We start from the raw sequence: 15204 nt of genomic DNA on the forward strand, positions 1-15204 counted from the left end.
TCCTGTGAACGTCTTTGTCTATTCCGCTGCGACGGATTCTGCAGCGGCTTCCTGTTCGGAGAGGAAGCGTTCTGCATCCAGCGCAGCCTGACAGCCCATGCCGGCCGCAGTGACGGCCTGGCGATAGGTCTCGTCGGTCACATCGCCAGCGGCGAAGACGCCAGGAATCTCGGTCTGCGGCGTGCCGGGCTTGGTGATGAGGTAGCCATTGTCTTTCATCTTCAGCTTGCCCTTGAACAGTTCGGTCGACGGTGCATGGCCGATGGCGATGAAGACACCGTGTACCGGCACGAGTTTCACTTCGCCGGTGTTCACATCCTTGATTTTCGCGCCGGTTACGCCGAGCGGGTTCTCATCGCCGACAACCTCTTCCAGCGTGTGATTCCAGACTACTTCGACCTTCGGGTTCTTCAGCAGGCGCTCCTGCAGGATCTTTTCGGCGCGGAAGCTGTCGCGGCGGTGCACGACGGTGACCTTGGAGGCAAAATTGGTAAGGAACAGGGCTTCTTCAACGGCGGAGTTGCCGCCGCCCACGACCATGACTTCGCGGCCGCGGTAGAAGAAGCCGTCACAGGTCGCACACGCTGACACGCCGAAACCCTTGAACTTCTCTTCCGTCGGCAGGCCAAGCCATTTGGCCTGGGCGCCGGTGCAGATGATGATCGAATCTGCGGTGTAGACCGTGCCGCTCTCGCCGATCGCCTTGAACGGGCGGCTTTCGAGGTCGACTTCGGCGATATGGTCGTTCTCGACCTTCGCGCCCATGGCTTCGGCATGTTCCTGCATCTTCACCATCAGGTCTGGCCCCTGAATCTCGGTGAAGCCGGGATAGTTTTCCACTTCCGTGGTGATGGTCAGCTGGCCACCGGGCTGGATGCCGGTCACCACAAGCACATCACGCAGCGCGCGGGCACCGTAGACGGCAGCCGTCCAGCCAGCCGGGCCGGAGCCGATAATCAGGATTTCAACGTGTTTCGTGTCGGCCATGTCGGTACTCCGGATGCGCCTTGTGGAATCGGCTTTTGCACATAGGGCGGGTCGGTCGAGGCTTAAAGGTCCCCGCCGCTCATATCAATGTGACACCGCGTGGAAAGCTCAGCAGGGCTTGGAAACGACTTCCACAGTGGCGTGGGAAACATCGAACCGTTCCGCGAGGCGGGCTTTTACGTCCCGGCGCAAGGTTTCGATACAGGCACCCTCGGCGGCGGTGACTTCCATCGTGATGAGCGGTTTCGATTCCGTCAGCGCCCAAGCATGGATGTGTGAAACGTTCATGACATGCTCAATATGCGCCACGAGGTCTTGCCGTATGTCTTCCGGCGACAGGCCCTCGGGCGTGCCTTCCAGCAGGATGTGGCCGGACTGGCGGGCGATGCGGACGCCGGCGACAAGGACCAGCAAGGCCACGAGAACAGACAGGATCGGGTCGGCAGGCGTCCAGCCCGTCGTGAGGATAACGATTGCCGCGGCGATGGCCGCGACGGACCCAAGCAGGTCTCCGATCACATGCCAGAGCGCGCCTTGCAGGTTCAGGTCGTGCTTGTCGCCGCCATGCAGCACCCAAGCGGCGAGAATGTTCACGACAAGGCCGCCAGCGGCCACCCACAACATGATCCCGCCGAGCACCGGCGCGGGGTCCAGCAACCGGTGAATGGCTTCCCAGACGATCCAGCAGGCCAAGGCAACCAGGGCGATGCCGTTGGTGAAGGCGGCCAGCACTTTCATCCGGCCAAAACCGTAGGAGCGGCTGGGATCTGCTGGCCGTTCGGCCAGCTTGTAACCGACCCAGGCCAGGATCAGTGAGGCAGCGTCCGTCAGCATATGTGCGGCGTCGGCGAGCAGGGCCAGGGAACCGGAGATGATCCCGCCCGTCACTTCAGCCATCATGAAAGAGGCCGTCAGGACCGCTGCGATTGCGACGCGCCGGCGTGAATCCGCTGTCGTCATGTCTGCATGGTCATGGGAGTGCCCATGTCCATGGCTGTGCCCATGATCGTGGCCGTGACCATGCGCGTGGTCATGCTCATGATCGTGGGCTTTGTCCGGCAGGTTGGTGTTCAGGTCGCAACTCATGTGCCTGAGGTGGAATCCTTTCGCGGGAAGGTCAATTCGAGTGTGATAGCGTTGCGTTGCCGGGCCGATTGATTTTCCGCCCTGCCGCTGAGGTTTGTGTGCTAGGTTACCTGAAAACATAACAAAAAAGCCCGGAGGAAATCCATGAGCCCACCCCGCCTGCGCCAGCTTGTGATTGCTGCCAACAGTCTCGACACTGCCGACACTTTGAAGAACGTCCTGGGCCTTGGGGAACCGTTTCCGGATCTAGGCGTGGCGGAATTCGGCCTGGTGAATGCTGTGTTCGCGATTGGTGACCAGTTCCTCGAAGTCGTCGTGCCGACCCAAGACAAGGCACCAGCCCGGCGGTTCATCGACCGGGGCGGCGAGGGCGGTTACATGGCGATCTTCCAGACGGACGATATGCAGGCGCTGCGCACACGTGTCGACGGGCTGGGGATCCGGCGCGTCTGGAACATCGACCTGCCGGACATTTCGGCGAGCCATCTCCATCCCGCCGATATTGGCGGGGCAATTGTCTCAGTAGATGAGCCACGCCCGGCCGGCAGCTGGCGCTGGGGCGGCCCGGGCTGGCGAGACCGGGCAGCACCTGGCCGGTTCACACATGCCGTTCTGGAAACGCCGGATCCGGATGCGCTGGCGCAGAAATGGGGGCTCGTCTTTGGCCTGACAGCCGACAAGCGCCGCCTGTTCCTTGCCGACGCGGTGCTCTACTTCAATGAAGGCCCCGCCGACCGGATGATCGAATTCGGTGTCGATCTTCCCCATGCAGACAAGGCACTGGAACGCGCCGAGGCTGCCGGGCTGATGGTCGACGGGAAAAGCACAAATGTTGCCGGCGTCAGGCTGGCATTCGCCTGACTAGTAACCGTCTGCCACTCCATCCTTGCGCATCTCGGTCGCGGCCAGATAGGCACCACTGTTGAAGTCACGCATAATGGCCTGATAGCCGCCGGCATTGGCGCCGCAGCACTCGATATTCAGACCACGGCGTTCCAGTTCGGCGCGCGTTTCCGGGGGGATACCGCTTTCGAGCGAGACCGTGCCGATATCGGCTTCGCATGCTGCGTCGTCGAAGTCATCGGTTGGCTCACAACCGCCATTATGCTCCCAGCGTGCCGCATCGCCGGCTTCCTGCAAACCCATGTCGAAATCGACGAGGTTCAGGATGACCTGGACATGACCCTGTGGCTGCATGCCGCCGCCCATAAGGCCGAAGCTCAGCCACGGTTCAAACGGACAGGCCTGTTCAATCGGCACCGCCCGGACCTGACAGCCCGGCATGTCCTTCTTGAAAGCAAAGGCCGGAATGATGGTATGGAACGGCCGCTTGCCCGGTTCCCAGACATTCGGGTGGGCCGGGTCGAGGCTGAACAACTGGCCGCGGTCCTGGAACATGAAGCCAAGGCCGTCCGCAACGAGACCTGACCCCATGCCGCGATAGTTAGACTGGATCAGCGATACCATCATGCCGTTCTCGTCGGCGACGGTGAGATAGGTTGTGTCACCGTCTTTCAGTTTGGCGTCAGCCGCAGGGAAATCCATACCGGCTTTTACATTGGTCATCGCCTTGCTGAGATCAATCAGACCCGCGCGTTCGGCGTTGTAGCCCTCTTTCAGGAAGACATTCGGGTCGATGCCGGAAAAGGCCGGATCGGCGTAGCCTTTGGCCCTGTCCGCAAATGCCAGCCGCTTGGCTTCCACCTGCGCCATGATCGAGTCCGCCGAGCCAAAGCCCATGTCGCGCAGGTCGTATTTTTCCAGCATCTGCAACATCTGCAGCGCGGCAATGCCTTGTGTGTTCGGTGGCAGTTCGCAGACCTTATAGTCGCCGCGATACGTCGCGCAGACAGGCTCAACCCATTCGCCTTCATGCGTGGCGAAATCCTCGTAGGTCAGAAAACCGCCGATCCGTTCGAAATAGTCGGCCATGATGTGGGCCGTCTCGCCGGTGTAAAACTCATCCCGGCCCTTGTAGGCGATACGCTCCAGCGTGTCGGCGAGGTCCGGATTCCGAAACAGCGATCCTTCTTCCGGTGCGGGCGAGAAATAGGTTTTCTTCGCGTTGTCGTATTCTTCCAACATGCCGCTCTCATAGGCGGGCTCGAAGCGCTTTGGACCGAAGCTCCAGTAAAAGGAGATCACTTCCGGGATCGGCGCACCTTCGCGCGCGTAGCGGATCGCGGGTTCCAGATCGGTGTTGATCGGCAGTTTGCCGAACCGTTCGTGCAGCGCGAACCAGCCATCGACCGTACCCGGAACAGTCACGGGCGCCGCACCGAATGGCGGGATTTCCTTGCCGTCCATAAACTCATCGGCCTTCGCCTGCATCTGTTCCAGCGTGGCGTTCTTCGCGCTGCGGCCGGACCCATTATAACCGTAAAGCTGCTGTGTCTCTGGGTCCCAGACGATTGCGAAGAGATCGCCGCCTATACCGTTTCCGGTCGGCTCCACAAGACCTAGCATGGCGTTCGCGGCAATGGCGGCATCAACGGCTGAACCGCCGCGCTTCATCACATCGAGTGCTGTCTGCGTGGCCAATGGATGGGCCGTTGCGGCCGCCGCATTCGGGGCAACAACGGCAGAACGAACGCCCAAATCCCGCCCCGTCGGCATCCGGTCACCCGGACCCGGCGCAGACAGCTGCAGCAGCGCGTTGCCAATTGTGCCTGCGCTGTCTGTTTCGGCCGGCGTAGGTGCTTCAGCAGAAACGCCGTCGCCAGCCGGATCGGGGGTTGCACATGCGCTAAGTCCTGCCGCCACCATGGCTGCCAGGAGTGTTCGGGCCATTTTCATGACTGATGCCTCCGCTATCTGGCGGTGACCTTAACGCCCTTCGCCGGGTTTTCGAGTCCCGGCCTGGCCAATAATAATCGTCATTCGGGCGCAGGGTGCGGCCGAGGGCTTCGATATAGCTGTGGATCAGACCATCAGACATAGCTGACAACCTCCCATTCGATGCCGTCATGATCATGGAAATAGAACCGGCTGCCGGGATCATATGTCTGGTGGCTATGCGTTTTCAGGCCGGACTTCAGGATCCGTTGTTCGGCGGCGTCCAGGTCTTCAACCAGGATGCCGAAATGGTTCACCGCACCGGTGCGGTAATAGCTTTCTTCATCCATACGGTCCTGCTTCGGCAGGGCATAGAGGGCGATATACTCATCATCGGTGCCGACATGGACGGTGTAGCCGTCGTATTTTGCCGGGCCTTCCCAGCGCACATGCCAGCCGAACAGGTCCACCAGCATGGCGGCTGTCTTCTTCGGGTCTGAGACCGTCACATTCACATGCTCAAACAGGGCGGGTTTCATTTTCTTGCTCCATTCGCTTCAATTCATTGAGTTCTGATTTGACGATCCTATTTCCTCAACTTAACTTGAGGTCAAGCATTTTGGACAAGGAAAAAATCGTTATGAAACAGGGGCTTTTGATCGGGGATGTTGCCCGTCGTACCGGGCTGTCGGTTTCTGCCATCCGCTTTTATGAATCACGCGGCCTCGTGAAGCCGGATCGTCGTCCCTCTGGTCAGCGGGAGTTTGCCCGTGCCGATATCCGCCGGTTGTCCTTCATCCTGATCGCCCAACAGATGGGCCTCACCATCGAGGAGATCGGAGACGTTCTCAGCGAACTGCCGGACAACCGCACGCCGACCAAGGCAGACTGGACCCGCATCAGCCAGCACTTTCGCAAGCGCCTCGATGATCACATCGCCATGGTGGAGCGCCTGCGCAACAGGCTGGATGGCTGCATCGGCTGTGGCTGTCTCAGCCTGAAGAGCTGCGCGCTCTACAATCCGGATGACCGCGCCAATGCCGCCGGACCGGGACCGCGCTTCGTGGTAACGGCGGAGAAGGTGGGGTGAGTCCCGGCGCGTCTTTTGAGATGGCGCAGGTCATTGTCGCAGCAGCCCGGCTCGAGGGACAATGGATCACACCCGACAACCTAAACACCCAGGCAAGTCAGAAAGGCGCCTATGTCCTCCTGGTCGGTCTGGACAGGGCGTTACCGGTTGGGGCTAGCCGGCGCAAATCAGGACAATTGCCAGCCGGAACCTATCTCTATGCGGGTAGCGCATACGGCGCAGGCGGCGTTGCGGCCCGCATCGGCCGTCATTTCAGAAAAGACAAGAAAGTTCACTGGCACGTCGATCGACTGACACTGGAGGCGAGCCGCCTTGCGGCATTCATTGTGGAGAATGGCAATGAATGCGCGCTGGCTGAGGCGCTGCTGGAATCGAACAACGTAGCGATCGCGATAGAGGGATTTGGCAGTACGGATTGCCTATCCTGCCGTGGTCATTTGCTGGCAATCGTCTGAGCGGACCTAGTTCGGCTTTTTCGGGAAATAGTGCATCGCCATGCGTTCCGCAATTTCCTGGCCTTCGCGGGCGAAGCGCGCTTCGGCTTCCACGGCGCGGTTGTCGCATTTCAGGTAATCGCGCGTGGTGTCCTGATAGGCCTCGTTGAATTGCGCCACGAGGCTGGAACGGAGGTTCCCGCGATTCGGAGCCTCATAGCTCAACATGTCGGACATGTACTGGCGCCAGTACTGGTCGTCCCGGCCATTGCAGCGGACCCGGATCGCGTGTGCCGAGCCCAGCGCGCCGGCCAGATCGGCAGCGTCGCGGAAATAATCCGGTCCCCGCATCGGCAGGCTCGATTGTGCAGTGCTTGCGCCACAGACCATCAGGGCGCTAAGCAGGACGACATGAAAACGTGCCTTGTTCATGAAAAGACCTTTGCCCGCATCCAGCCTCGGCTCAAGGATGTAGAACACAAACTTGATGTCCTCATTATGACCGATGAAGGACGCTTCTATCATGCGGGCAGCCGCGTGGTGACCGACAAGGTGGAGCCTGAGATCGTCTTCGGCAGTCTGGACTGCTTCTTTGGCCCCGCCGCCGGTGTATTCGTGAAGACCGTCACGACCTCGGACCGACTGGAGTGGTTCCAGTCTCCGGCAGCGGGCGTCGACAACGCGGTACTGAAAGCGATTGGCAAGGCGTCGAAACAATACACGACCAACCATACCCAGGCTGAATCCATGGCCGAGTGGGCCCTCTGGGCCGCGTTGGACTTCCTCCGCGAAGGGCCGCTGCACCGGGCCCAGCAGGAGGCGGCAGAATGGAAACGTGTTCAGGCACGCGAGATCGCCAGTAGCCGCTGGCTGGTGGTCGGCTATGGCGCAATCGGTGAAGCCGTCGGCAAACGCGTGACTGCGCTTGGCGGGCACGTCACCGGCCTGCGCCGTTCCCCTGGCCCGGCACCGGGCGCGCAGGAGATATTGCCCATCGGTGTGTTGCCGGATTTGCTGCCGGAAGCAGATATTGTGCTGCTGAGCGTGCCGCACACGTCAGAAACTGAAGGCATGGCCGATGCGGACTTCTTCTCGAAGATGAGACCGGACGCCTTGTTCATGAATCTTGGCCGTGGGGCTCTGGTGAACGAGGACGCGCTGGTCGCGGCGCTGGACAAGGGGCACCCGGCCTATGCCGCCCTCGATGTCACTGGTGTGGAGCCTCTGCCGGCGGAAAGCCCGCTGTGGCATCATCCGAAGATCATGATCACGCCACACGATTCGTCCCAGACCAATGGAACGATCCTTCGGGCGGATGGCACGTTCGTGGACAATCTTCACCGCTACCTGAACGGCGAGCCGCTCAGGAACCTCGTCGACCGGAAAGCCTTCGAGGACTGAGCGGCGATTTCGTCCGTTTACGCGGTTTCCTTCACTTTCAGCCCGGCAATTCGGTCAATCGAGGCTTCGGCATCGCGCATGATGTCGGCCACGATCTCAGCGACGGGTTTGACCTCGTGCACGCCGCCGGCCGATTGGCCCATGGCGAAGCAGGAATTGTCCATCGACAGTTTCGTTTCGTCCGTGATCCCACCAATACCGCCGATGACGCCGGTCTGCGTGGAGTGAATGGCCTGGAACGGGAAAGGCTTGATGTCCTGCGGACGGCTTTCCCAGTCATTGATGTAATCGTTCGTGCGGCAACGCATCGGCTTGCCTGAGTAACAGCGTGTGCGAGTCGTATCGGTGTCGCCTGCGCCGACGACGGCGTTCTTGTACATGTTGGCGGCGTGGGCCTCCTCCGAAGCGATGAAGCGCGTGCCCATCCACACACCCTGCGCGCCGAGGGCGAGGGCTGCTGCGAGACCGCGGCCATCATAGATGCCGCCTGCGGCGACAACAGGAATTTTCACCGCTTCCACGGCCTGTGCCACCAGCGGAAGTGTGCCGACGAGCCCGGTGTGTCCACCGCCTTCACCGCCTTGCAGGATGACAGCGTCGCAACCGGCCTGTTCTGCCTTGATCGCATGCTTCACGGCGCCGCCGACGACCATGACCTTCACATTGGCTTTCTTCAGGCGCTCCATGATCGGCATCGGCACGCCAAGACCAGCCACGAAGGAGTCGGCGCCGCCATTGATGATGACGTCCACGGATTCCTCAAGGCTTTCCGGGCTGGCGGCCAGGAGGTCAACGCCGAAGGGGCGGTCGGTCAGCTCGCGCACGCGTTTCATCTGTCCGGCGATGAAATCCGGCGAAGTACCGGCCATCCCAAGCACGCCATAGCCGCCTGCATTGCACATGGCAGCACAGACTTCGGCGTAGGAAACCCCGCCCATGCCGGCGAGCATGATCGGGTGCTGGACATTCAACATATCTGTCAGGCGGGTTTTCAGGGCCATTTGGGCTTCCTCTCTCTGAATGTTTTATGCATCCGTGCTTACGGCCCGGTCGCAACGTCAACGCAATAGCTGGCGCCACCCCGCCGCGTCTCTGCCCCATTCCCGCCGCGTTCTGCCGTCAGAATACCAGATGGACTGGCAGAATCGCCGGTCCGGCGTCACATGCGGAGACCAGACGGACCGGATCTTTAGATCAGTCCAACTTCGTGAAGGACGCGGCAACCGGCCGACGGGCTTGCCCGGGAACAGGTCCGGTTGCCCCAACTTCCGCCCTTTCCCGGGGGCTCTGGGAGAGGGGGCTTGATTGAGGAATTTGCAGGCACGCCTTGCCGATTTCTGAATTGAGCTATCCGTTTTGCTTGGCGGATGCTATGACGCCGTTCGGTCGAAAGGCCATTAACAGGGGTAAGATCATGAAGAATATCATCACTTTGGGCGCTGCAGCCCTGGCTCTCGCAGCTTGCGCACCGGCGGAAGCTCCGGCTGAAGATACGCCGGTTGTTGAAGAAACCACGGTCATCGAAGAGTCGGCTTCCGACGCTGCCGATGCCGCCGTTGAAGCAGCTGACGAAGCTGCGGATGCCGCTGCTGACGCTGCTGATTCGGCAGAAGAAGCTGCTGGCGAAGCAATGGACGCTGCTGAAGAAGCTGCTGCCGACGCTGCAGACGCTGCTGAGGACGCAGCCGATGCTGCTGCCGAAGAGATGACGGAAGAAACCCCGGAATAACGGGGCGTTCCTTCGGAATTAGATAGGGCCGCTCCTTGGGGAGCGGCCCTTTTGATTTGTGTCCTGAATGTCAGGATCAGAACTTCTGGTAGCCGCCATCGACCAAGAGCGTATCGCCCGAGTGGAATTTCGAGGCATCGGAGGCGAGATAGACGGCGATCCCGCCGAAATCTTCCGGCTCGCCCCAGCGGCGGATCGGCACGCGGGAGATCACCTTGGTCTGAAATGCCTCAGCGCCCTGTGCACCTTCCGTCATGTCGGTTGCGATCCAGCCCGGTAGGATCGAGTTCGCCCGGATCTGGTAGCGGCCATATTCCACGGCGATTGCGTTCATCATGGCGATCAGACCGCCCTTGGTGTGGCCGTAGGACTGGTTCCGTGCCGCGCCCGACAGGGCTGCCAGTGACGCCGTGCCGATCAGGCTGCCACCCAGGTCGCCGGCTTTCGCACGGGTCACCATGGACTTCGCGGCCTCGCGCAGGGTGAGAAAGGCGCCTTCGGAATTGATCCGCTGATTGTAGCGCCAGGTCTCCAGCGTCATCTCATGAAAATTCGGAGCGCCGCGACCAACGCCGGCATTTGCGATGCAGGTGTCGATGCGGCCGAACTCTTCTTCGGCTTCCTTCATCGCTTTGACGACTTCGGCTTCCTCGCCGACGTCCACCTTCCATGCCTTGACCTTGCCGGTGCCGAGTGCGTCGGCCTTTTTCACGGCGGCGTCATTGTCGGCTTCCTTGCGGCCCCAGATGACGACATCGGCGTTTGAAGCGGCCAGCGCCTCCACCATGCCGAGGCCGATCCCCTTGTTGCCGCCGGTGACGACGCAGACCTTTCCTGTAAGGTCGAATGGAGCATAGGTCATGGCTTCCTCCTGAAAGATTCTGGTTTGTTTGTCTGGTGTCACACAAGAGAGGTGACGCTGGGGCCGGTCAAGAGGCTGATTGGCTGGCGATCACGAGCTGCCGGGCCGCTTCGATGATGCGACGGGTCTCGTCCCAGATTTCAAGTTCTGCCAGACGGGCCGGGCTGATCCACTCGGCATGTGCCGCATCATCCCCCGCCATTACCGTACCGGAAACCCACACTGCAGCGTAGTCGAACAGGACGAAATGGCGGGTCACATCTCCCGTTGTGCGGGAGGTGAAGATGCCGTCCACCACATCCACCAGGCCGACCAGCCGGGCGGTGAGACCCGTCTCTTCCTTCAACTCGCGTAACGCCGCATCGCCAGCGCGTTCGCCGAATTCGATCTTGCCGCCGGGCAGGGACCAGCTCCCTGCCATCGGCTTGGTCCCCCGGCGGATCAGGGCGACGTCATCGCCACGGAAGCAGACCGTGCCGACGGCCGGGACGGGCTTCTGATCTGTCATGCACCGCTTCCCTGTTCCAGCAGGACGACCGTCTCCACATGCGCAGACCAGAGGAACTGGTCGACCGGCTGTACCAGCATGATCCGGTACCCGGCTTCGACCAGCACGCGCAGGTCACGCGCCAGCGTACCGGGATCGCAAGAGACGTAGGCAACCCGCCGCACGCCGCTATAGGCAATTTCCGCCACCTGCTTGGCGGCGCCGGCCCGTGGCGGGTTCAGCACGATGCCCTGGAAGCGCGCCAGCGTAGCGGACGGGACGGGGTTGCGGAATAGGTCCCGTACCTCTGCCGTAACGGGCTTCAAGCCATGTGCAGCACGGGCGGAAGATTCCAGCGCCTCAATCGCCACAGCATCACCTTCAACTGCGTGAACCCGGGACTCCTCAGCCAGCCGCAGCGCAAATGTTCCGCAGCCGGAGAAAAGGTCTACCACTTCCAGCGCATATTTCAGGTGCTGGCGCACAAGGCTTGCCATGAAGGCCTCAGCCTCAGGGCTTGCCTGAAGGAAGCCACCCGGCTTCGGACGCAGGAAAGCCCTACCGACCTGGATCTCGGGTGTCGCTTGCTGCAACGGAACATCATTTCCGATAGCAACGCGCATGAAACCCGCCGCCAGTGCCTTGGCCCCGGCCATCATCACATCGTGTGGGGCGGCAAAGGTGGCTGTGTCGGTGATGTGCAGGTCCAGCCCGTTCGGCATGGCAGTGACTTTCAGGACCATCTCGCCTTTCAGCGGCGCCAGCGGTCCGGCCAGTTCTTTCAGTGCGCTGATTTTCCGTGTAATCTCCGGCGAGGCGACCGGGCAGGTGTTGATGTCAACAATGTCGTGGCTGCGCCGGGAATGGAAGCCGAGCTGCACGCCGCTTTTGGTGCGCCGGGCGGCAAGAGAAATGCGGCGGCGCGTGCCGGGCGGGGTGACCCAGACTTCCTCGACATGCTGTTCCAGTCCGCGTGACTTCAGGGCGTTGATTACCAGGGACTGCTTGAACGCCCGGTAAGGCCCATCCGCCAGGTGTTGCAGGCTGCAGCTGCCGCAGCTGGCATAGTGCGGACAAACCGGGGACTGCCTCTCCGGTGAAGGCGTCACGATCTCCAGAAGTTTTGCTTTATCGCCGTTAACAGCGATGCGGACTTCCTCGCCAGGCAGGGTGCGCGGCACGGAAACCCAGTCTCCGTCAATCCGCACCTGGCCGTCGCCCTTCGATCCGAGGCGTTCGATGACCACAGTGCTGGCACCGCGGGCATCCGGATCAGGAATAGCAGGCATACCGGGCTCCCCACTGGTTGTGTCCCGATTCACGGGTTAGCACCCAAGGACGGTCGCGAATAGGAGGCTTGAATGGCGAAACCGGCGAAGCAGCCTCTGAGTCTCGCCCTGCAGGGCGGCGGTGCCCATGGCGCCTACACATGGGGCGTCCTCGACAGGCTGTTGGAAGAGAATCGCTTCGATATCCGAGCCATCACAGCGACGTCCGCCGGTGCCATGAATGCTGTCGCGTTTGCCGGGGGCTATGGCGCAGGCGGGATGGACGGCGCGCGGCAGGCGCTGGAATCGCTGTGGCAGGCCGTATCGCACAGCGGCCGGCACGTACGTGCATATGGCGCCAACAATGCGGCCGCCTTTGCCTATGCCTCCGCCCTGCAGAGCTGGGCGAGCCCTTACGACCTGAACCCGCTGAAGCTGAACCCATTGCGCGATGCCGTAGAGGAGGTGATCGATTTCGAGGCTGTCCACGCCTCCGGCCTGCAGCTGTTCCTCAGCGCGACGGATGTGGAGTCCGGCCATGTGAAAGTGTTCACGGGAGACGAGGTGACACTTGATGCCGTGCTCGCCTCGGCCTGCCTGCCACAGACCTTCCAGGCGGTGGAGATCGACGGTCACGCCTATTGGGACGGCGGCTATATGGGTAATCCCAGCATATTCCCGCTGATTTATGCAGGCGCACCGACAGATGTGCTGCTCGTGACATTGAACCCCATCGAGCGGCCCGGCGTGCCGAAACGGGCAGGCGAGATCCAGGAACGCGTCAACGAGATCAGCTTCAACGCTGCCCTGATCGGGGAGCTGCGCGCCATCGCCTTTGTCCAGCGCCTGCTCGATGACGGCATGCTGAAGGCGCCGATGCTGAAGAAATACCGCCGCTTGAACGTGCATGCGATCCGCGGCGGGCAGGACCTGGTGGACCAGAGTCTGCACACCAAATTTGACACCAGCTGGCGTTACCTCACCAACCTGCGCGACAAGGGCCGGGCAGCGGCAGAGACCTGGCTCGCAGACGACGCAAACCTTGTCGGCACGAAACAGTCGAACTGCGACCTGCGGGAGGAATTCCTGAAGGGCTAAGCTTGTTTCAGGAACCAGACCCGGGCCGCGCCATAGTCGCGGGTGTCCAGCACCTCCCAGCCTTCCGGTGAGATCAGCTCGTCCGAGGCGGTCTCCACCACGGCGATGGCATCCTCCGCCAGCCACTTGCCCTCAGCGAGGCAGGCGAGCGCCGGGAGCACAAGGTCCTTGTGGTAAGGCGGGTCGAGGAAGGCGATCGTGAACGGGCTGCCGACACCGGCCGGCTTTTCGCCAAGGTCCGTCGCAGAGCGCCGGTGGATGCGCGTATTCCCGTAAAGGCCCAGCGTCTCGATATTGTCGCGGATCGCCCCGCGCGCCGCATGGTCGGTTTCCACGAACAGGCAGAAGGCGGCGCCCCGGCTGACCGCTTCAAGGCCCAATGCGCCGGAGCCTGCGAAGAGGTCGATCACCCGCGCGCCTTCGATCTCCGGCGCCCAGGGGGCGTGGGCGAGCATGTTGAACACGCTCTCGCGCGCACGGTCCGCCGTCGGCCGCGTGCCCTGTCCCTTCGGCGCGGCAATCGCGCGCCCCTTGTGCTGTCCGGCAATGATGCGCATGGCCTCTCCGTTTTTCCGCCCGCGCCTTAGCACGCCGCGCCGCAAAACACATCCTTGCGCTGCCGCGCCTGCGGGCTCACTCTGCCAGAGAATAATGGGAGGAAGGCATGGCAAACGTAACCACGGAAACCTTGGGGGCGGTCCGCCTCATTCGGTATGCCAATCCGCCGCGCCACTACATGACCGCCGAAGGGTCCGGCCAGATGCTGGCCGCGATCACCGAGGCTGACAGCGACCCCGCCATCCGCGCCATCATCCTGACTGGCACGGACGACGTGTTCGTCCGGCACTATGACGTCAGCGAGATCGTCGCCATCGGCGAGGCGGTGCAGGCCGGGGCGCTGAAACCGGAAGACTTCGAACAGGGCGGCTTTGCCGATATGGTCCGCGCGGTGTTTGAAACGCCGAAGCCGGTCATCGCGGCCATCAATGGCGTCTGCATGGGCGGTGGGTTTGAGCTGGCGCTCGCCTGTGACCTGCGGGTGGCGGCCAGCAGTGTGTCGCTGATCGGCCTGCCTGAGACGCGGATCGGCATCTTCCCGGGCGGCGGCGGCACCCAGCGCCTGCCGCGCATGATCGGTGAGGCGCGGGCACTGGAATTTATCCTGTTCGGCCAGACAGTCGATGCTGCCGGGGCGCTCGAACTTGGCCTTGTCCATGCGGTGGCGAATGACGCTGTGGCCCACGCGACCGATTGGGCGACCGAACTGGCCGGGCGCGGGGCGGAAGGTCTTGCCCATGCCAAGCGTCTCGTCCGGGGTGCGCTGACTTGGGGACTTGTCGAAGGCACCCGGCAGGAACAGCATGGTTTCCACAACGTGCTGAAGGCAGCCTCCGCCATGGCCGCAATGCGGGAATTTCTGGAGACGGGAGAAGACATCACAAGATGAGCCTTGCGCTGACTGATCCGATGGAACGCGCCCTGGAACTGGCACGTGCCGCTGCCGACGCGGGTGAAGTGCCTGTGGGCGCCGTCATCGTCGATCCGGAAACGGGCGAGATCGTCGCCGAAGGTGCCAATGCGCCGATCAGCGGCCACGACCCCACGGCCCATGCTGAGATCATTGCCCTGCGTCTTGCGGCTGCGGCGCGCGGCAATTACCGCCTCACCGGCCTCATCATGTATGTCACGCTTGAGCCCTGCGCGATGTGCGCAGGCGCGATCAGCCTTGCCCGGATCGGCAAGCTGGTCTTCGGCGCCTGCGATCCGAAAGGCGGCGCGGTGATCCACGGCGCGCGCTTCTTCGAACAGCCGACCTGCCACTGGCGGCCGGAGGTGGAGCAGGACGAAGCACGCGGCGAGGCGGCCAGCCAGCTGCTGAAGGATTTCTTCAAGGCTCGCCGAAAGTAGCTGGGGGCTAGCTGAAACCCTGCCTTTCACCCCTGACGCGCCGGAAATGCTTGCTTTCCTTGAGGGCACGCGATGCCTT

At 62.1% G+C, this 15204-nt stretch carries 18 protein-coding genes; 8 read left to right on the forward strand and 10 right to left on the reverse strand.

Annotation, left to right across the window (positions count from 1 at the left end; genetic code table 11):
* Positions 1-18 precede the first annotated feature (18 nt).
* Together trxB and HY26_RS10690 are read right to left on the reverse strand one after the other, a co-directional pair.
* Complete coding sequence (gene trxB / locus HY26_RS10685; protein WP_199288548.1) at positions 19-987, reverse strand: thioredoxin-disulfide reductase; 969 nt, start codon at positions 985-987, stop codon at positions 19-21.
* 108 nt (positions 988-1095) lie between these two features.
* Positions 1096-2073, reverse strand: a complete 978-nt coding sequence (locus HY26_RS10690) for a cation diffusion facilitator family transporter (RefSeq protein WP_112073570.1) — start codon at positions 2071-2073, stop codon at positions 1096-1098.
* A gap of 144 nt (positions 2074-2217) precedes the next feature.
* On the opposite strand from HY26_RS10690, the gene HY26_RS10695 reads away from it, so the two are divergent.
* Positions 2218-2934, forward strand: coding sequence for a VOC family protein (locus HY26_RS10695; protein WP_051599868.1), 717 nt, complete (start codon positions 2218-2220; stop codon positions 2932-2934).
* Here the strand turns inward: HY26_RS10695 and HY26_RS10700 are convergent, their stop codons facing one another.
* Together HY26_RS10700 and HY26_RS10705 are read right to left on the reverse strand one after the other, a co-directional pair.
* Positions 2935-4869 (reverse strand): gamma-glutamyltransferase family protein, encoded by a 1935-nt coding sequence (locus HY26_RS10700; protein ID WP_081813065.1) that lies wholly within the window; start codon positions 4867-4869, stop codon positions 2935-2937. It abuts the gene before it with no gap.
* 134 nt (positions 4870-5003) lie between these two features.
* Positions 5004-5387 (reverse strand): VOC family protein, encoded by a 384-nt coding sequence (locus tag HY26_RS10705; RefSeq protein WP_112073571.1) that lies wholly within the window; start codon positions 5385-5387, stop codon positions 5004-5006.
* A gap of 101 nt (positions 5388-5488) precedes the next feature.
* On the opposite strand from HY26_RS10705, the gene soxR reads away from it, so the two are divergent.
* Together soxR and HY26_RS10715 are read left to right on the forward strand one after the other, a co-directional pair.
* Positions 5489-5938 carry a redox-sensitive transcriptional activator SoxR gene (soxR, locus tag HY26_RS10710; RefSeq protein WP_034766037.1) on the forward strand — a complete coding sequence of 150 codons (450 nt, stop codon included), beginning with the start codon at positions 5489-5491 and terminating at the stop codon, positions 5936-5938.
* A 20-nt stretch (positions 5939-5958) separates the two neighbouring features.
* Entirely contained in the window at positions 5959-6393 is a 435-nt protein-coding gene (locus HY26_RS10715; RefSeq protein WP_081813066.1) for a DUF123 domain-containing protein, read from the forward strand.
* Between the two features lie 6 nt (positions 6394-6399).
* Here the strand turns inward: HY26_RS10715 and HY26_RS19020 are convergent, their stop codons facing one another.
* Positions 6400-6804, reverse strand: a complete 405-nt coding sequence (locus HY26_RS19020; protein ID WP_158531474.1) for a TIGR02301 family protein — start codon at positions 6802-6804, stop codon at positions 6400-6402.
* A gap of 66 nt (positions 6805-6870) precedes the next feature.
* Between HY26_RS19020 and HY26_RS10725 the strand changes: the two genes are divergently transcribed.
* Entirely contained in the window at positions 6871-7773 is a 903-nt protein-coding gene (locus tag HY26_RS10725) for a D-2-hydroxyacid dehydrogenase (protein ID WP_158531475.1), read from the forward strand.
* A gap of 17 nt (positions 7774-7790) precedes the next feature.
* Here the strand turns inward: HY26_RS10725 and HY26_RS10730 are convergent, their stop codons facing one another.
* Positions 7791-8774, reverse strand: coding sequence for a nitronate monooxygenase family protein (locus tag HY26_RS10730; RefSeq protein WP_034766038.1), 984 nt, complete (start codon positions 8772-8774; stop codon positions 7791-7793).
* 413 nt (positions 8775-9187) lie between these two features.
* Between HY26_RS10730 and HY26_RS10735 the strand changes: the two genes are divergently transcribed.
* Complete coding sequence (locus HY26_RS10735) at positions 9188-9502, forward strand: hypothetical protein (RefSeq protein ID WP_199288549.1); 315 nt, start codon at positions 9188-9190, stop codon at positions 9500-9502.
* A 76-nt stretch (positions 9503-9578) separates the two neighbouring features.
* Here the strand turns inward: HY26_RS10735 and HY26_RS10740 are convergent, their stop codons facing one another.
* The 3 genes from HY26_RS10740 to HY26_RS10750 form a co-directional block, all read right to left on the reverse strand.
* On the reverse strand, positions 9579-10364 hold the full coding sequence (locus HY26_RS10740) for an SDR family NAD(P)-dependent oxidoreductase (protein WP_034766039.1): 786 nt from the start codon (positions 10362-10364) through the stop codon (positions 9579-9581).
* Between the two features lie 67 nt (positions 10365-10431).
* On the reverse strand, positions 10432-10872 hold the full coding sequence (locus HY26_RS10745; protein WP_112073575.1) for an NUDIX hydrolase: 441 nt from the start codon (positions 10870-10872) through the stop codon (positions 10432-10434).
* Positions 10869-12140, reverse strand: a complete 1272-nt coding sequence (locus tag HY26_RS10750) for a class I SAM-dependent RNA methyltransferase (protein WP_112073576.1) — start codon at positions 12138-12140, stop codon at positions 10869-10871. The genes HY26_RS10745 and HY26_RS10750 overlap by 4 nt, the downstream gene beginning before the upstream one ends.
* A 72-nt stretch (positions 12141-12212) precedes the next feature.
* Between HY26_RS10750 and HY26_RS10755 the strand changes: the two genes are divergently transcribed.
* Positions 12213-13217 carry a patatin-like phospholipase family protein gene (locus HY26_RS10755; RefSeq protein ID WP_034766042.1) on the forward strand — a complete coding sequence of 335 codons (1005 nt, stop codon included), beginning with the start codon at positions 12213-12215 and terminating at the stop codon, positions 13215-13217.
* On the opposite strand, the gene rsmD is transcribed toward HY26_RS10755, so the two are convergent.
* Positions 13214-13774, reverse strand: a complete 561-nt coding sequence (gene rsmD / locus HY26_RS10760; RefSeq protein ID WP_034766043.1) for a 16S rRNA (guanine(966)-N(2))-methyltransferase RsmD — start codon at positions 13772-13774, stop codon at positions 13214-13216. The genes HY26_RS10755 and rsmD overlap by 4 nt on opposite strands.
* Positions 13775-13881: 107 nt before the next feature.
* On the opposite strand from rsmD, the gene HY26_RS10765 reads away from it, so the two are divergent.
* Together HY26_RS10765 and HY26_RS10770 are read left to right on the forward strand one after the other, a co-directional pair.
* Positions 13882-14664: an enoyl-CoA hydratase/isomerase family protein gene (locus HY26_RS10765; RefSeq protein ID WP_112073577.1), complete on the forward strand. Its 783-nt coding sequence runs from the start codon at positions 13882-13884 to the stop codon at positions 14662-14664.
* Positions 14661-15125 (forward strand): nucleoside deaminase, encoded by a 465-nt coding sequence (locus HY26_RS10770; protein WP_233351597.1) that lies wholly within the window; start codon positions 14661-14663, stop codon positions 15123-15125. Before HY26_RS10765 ends, HY26_RS10770 begins: the two co-directional genes overlap by 4 nt.
* The last annotated feature ends 79 nt before the right edge of the window (positions 15126-15204 follow it).

The sequence above is a fragment of the Hyphomonas sp. GM-8P genome (genome assembly GCF_003263315.1).
Classification (GTDB): Bacteria; Pseudomonadota; Alphaproteobacteria; order Caulobacterales; family Hyphomonadaceae; genus Hyphomonas.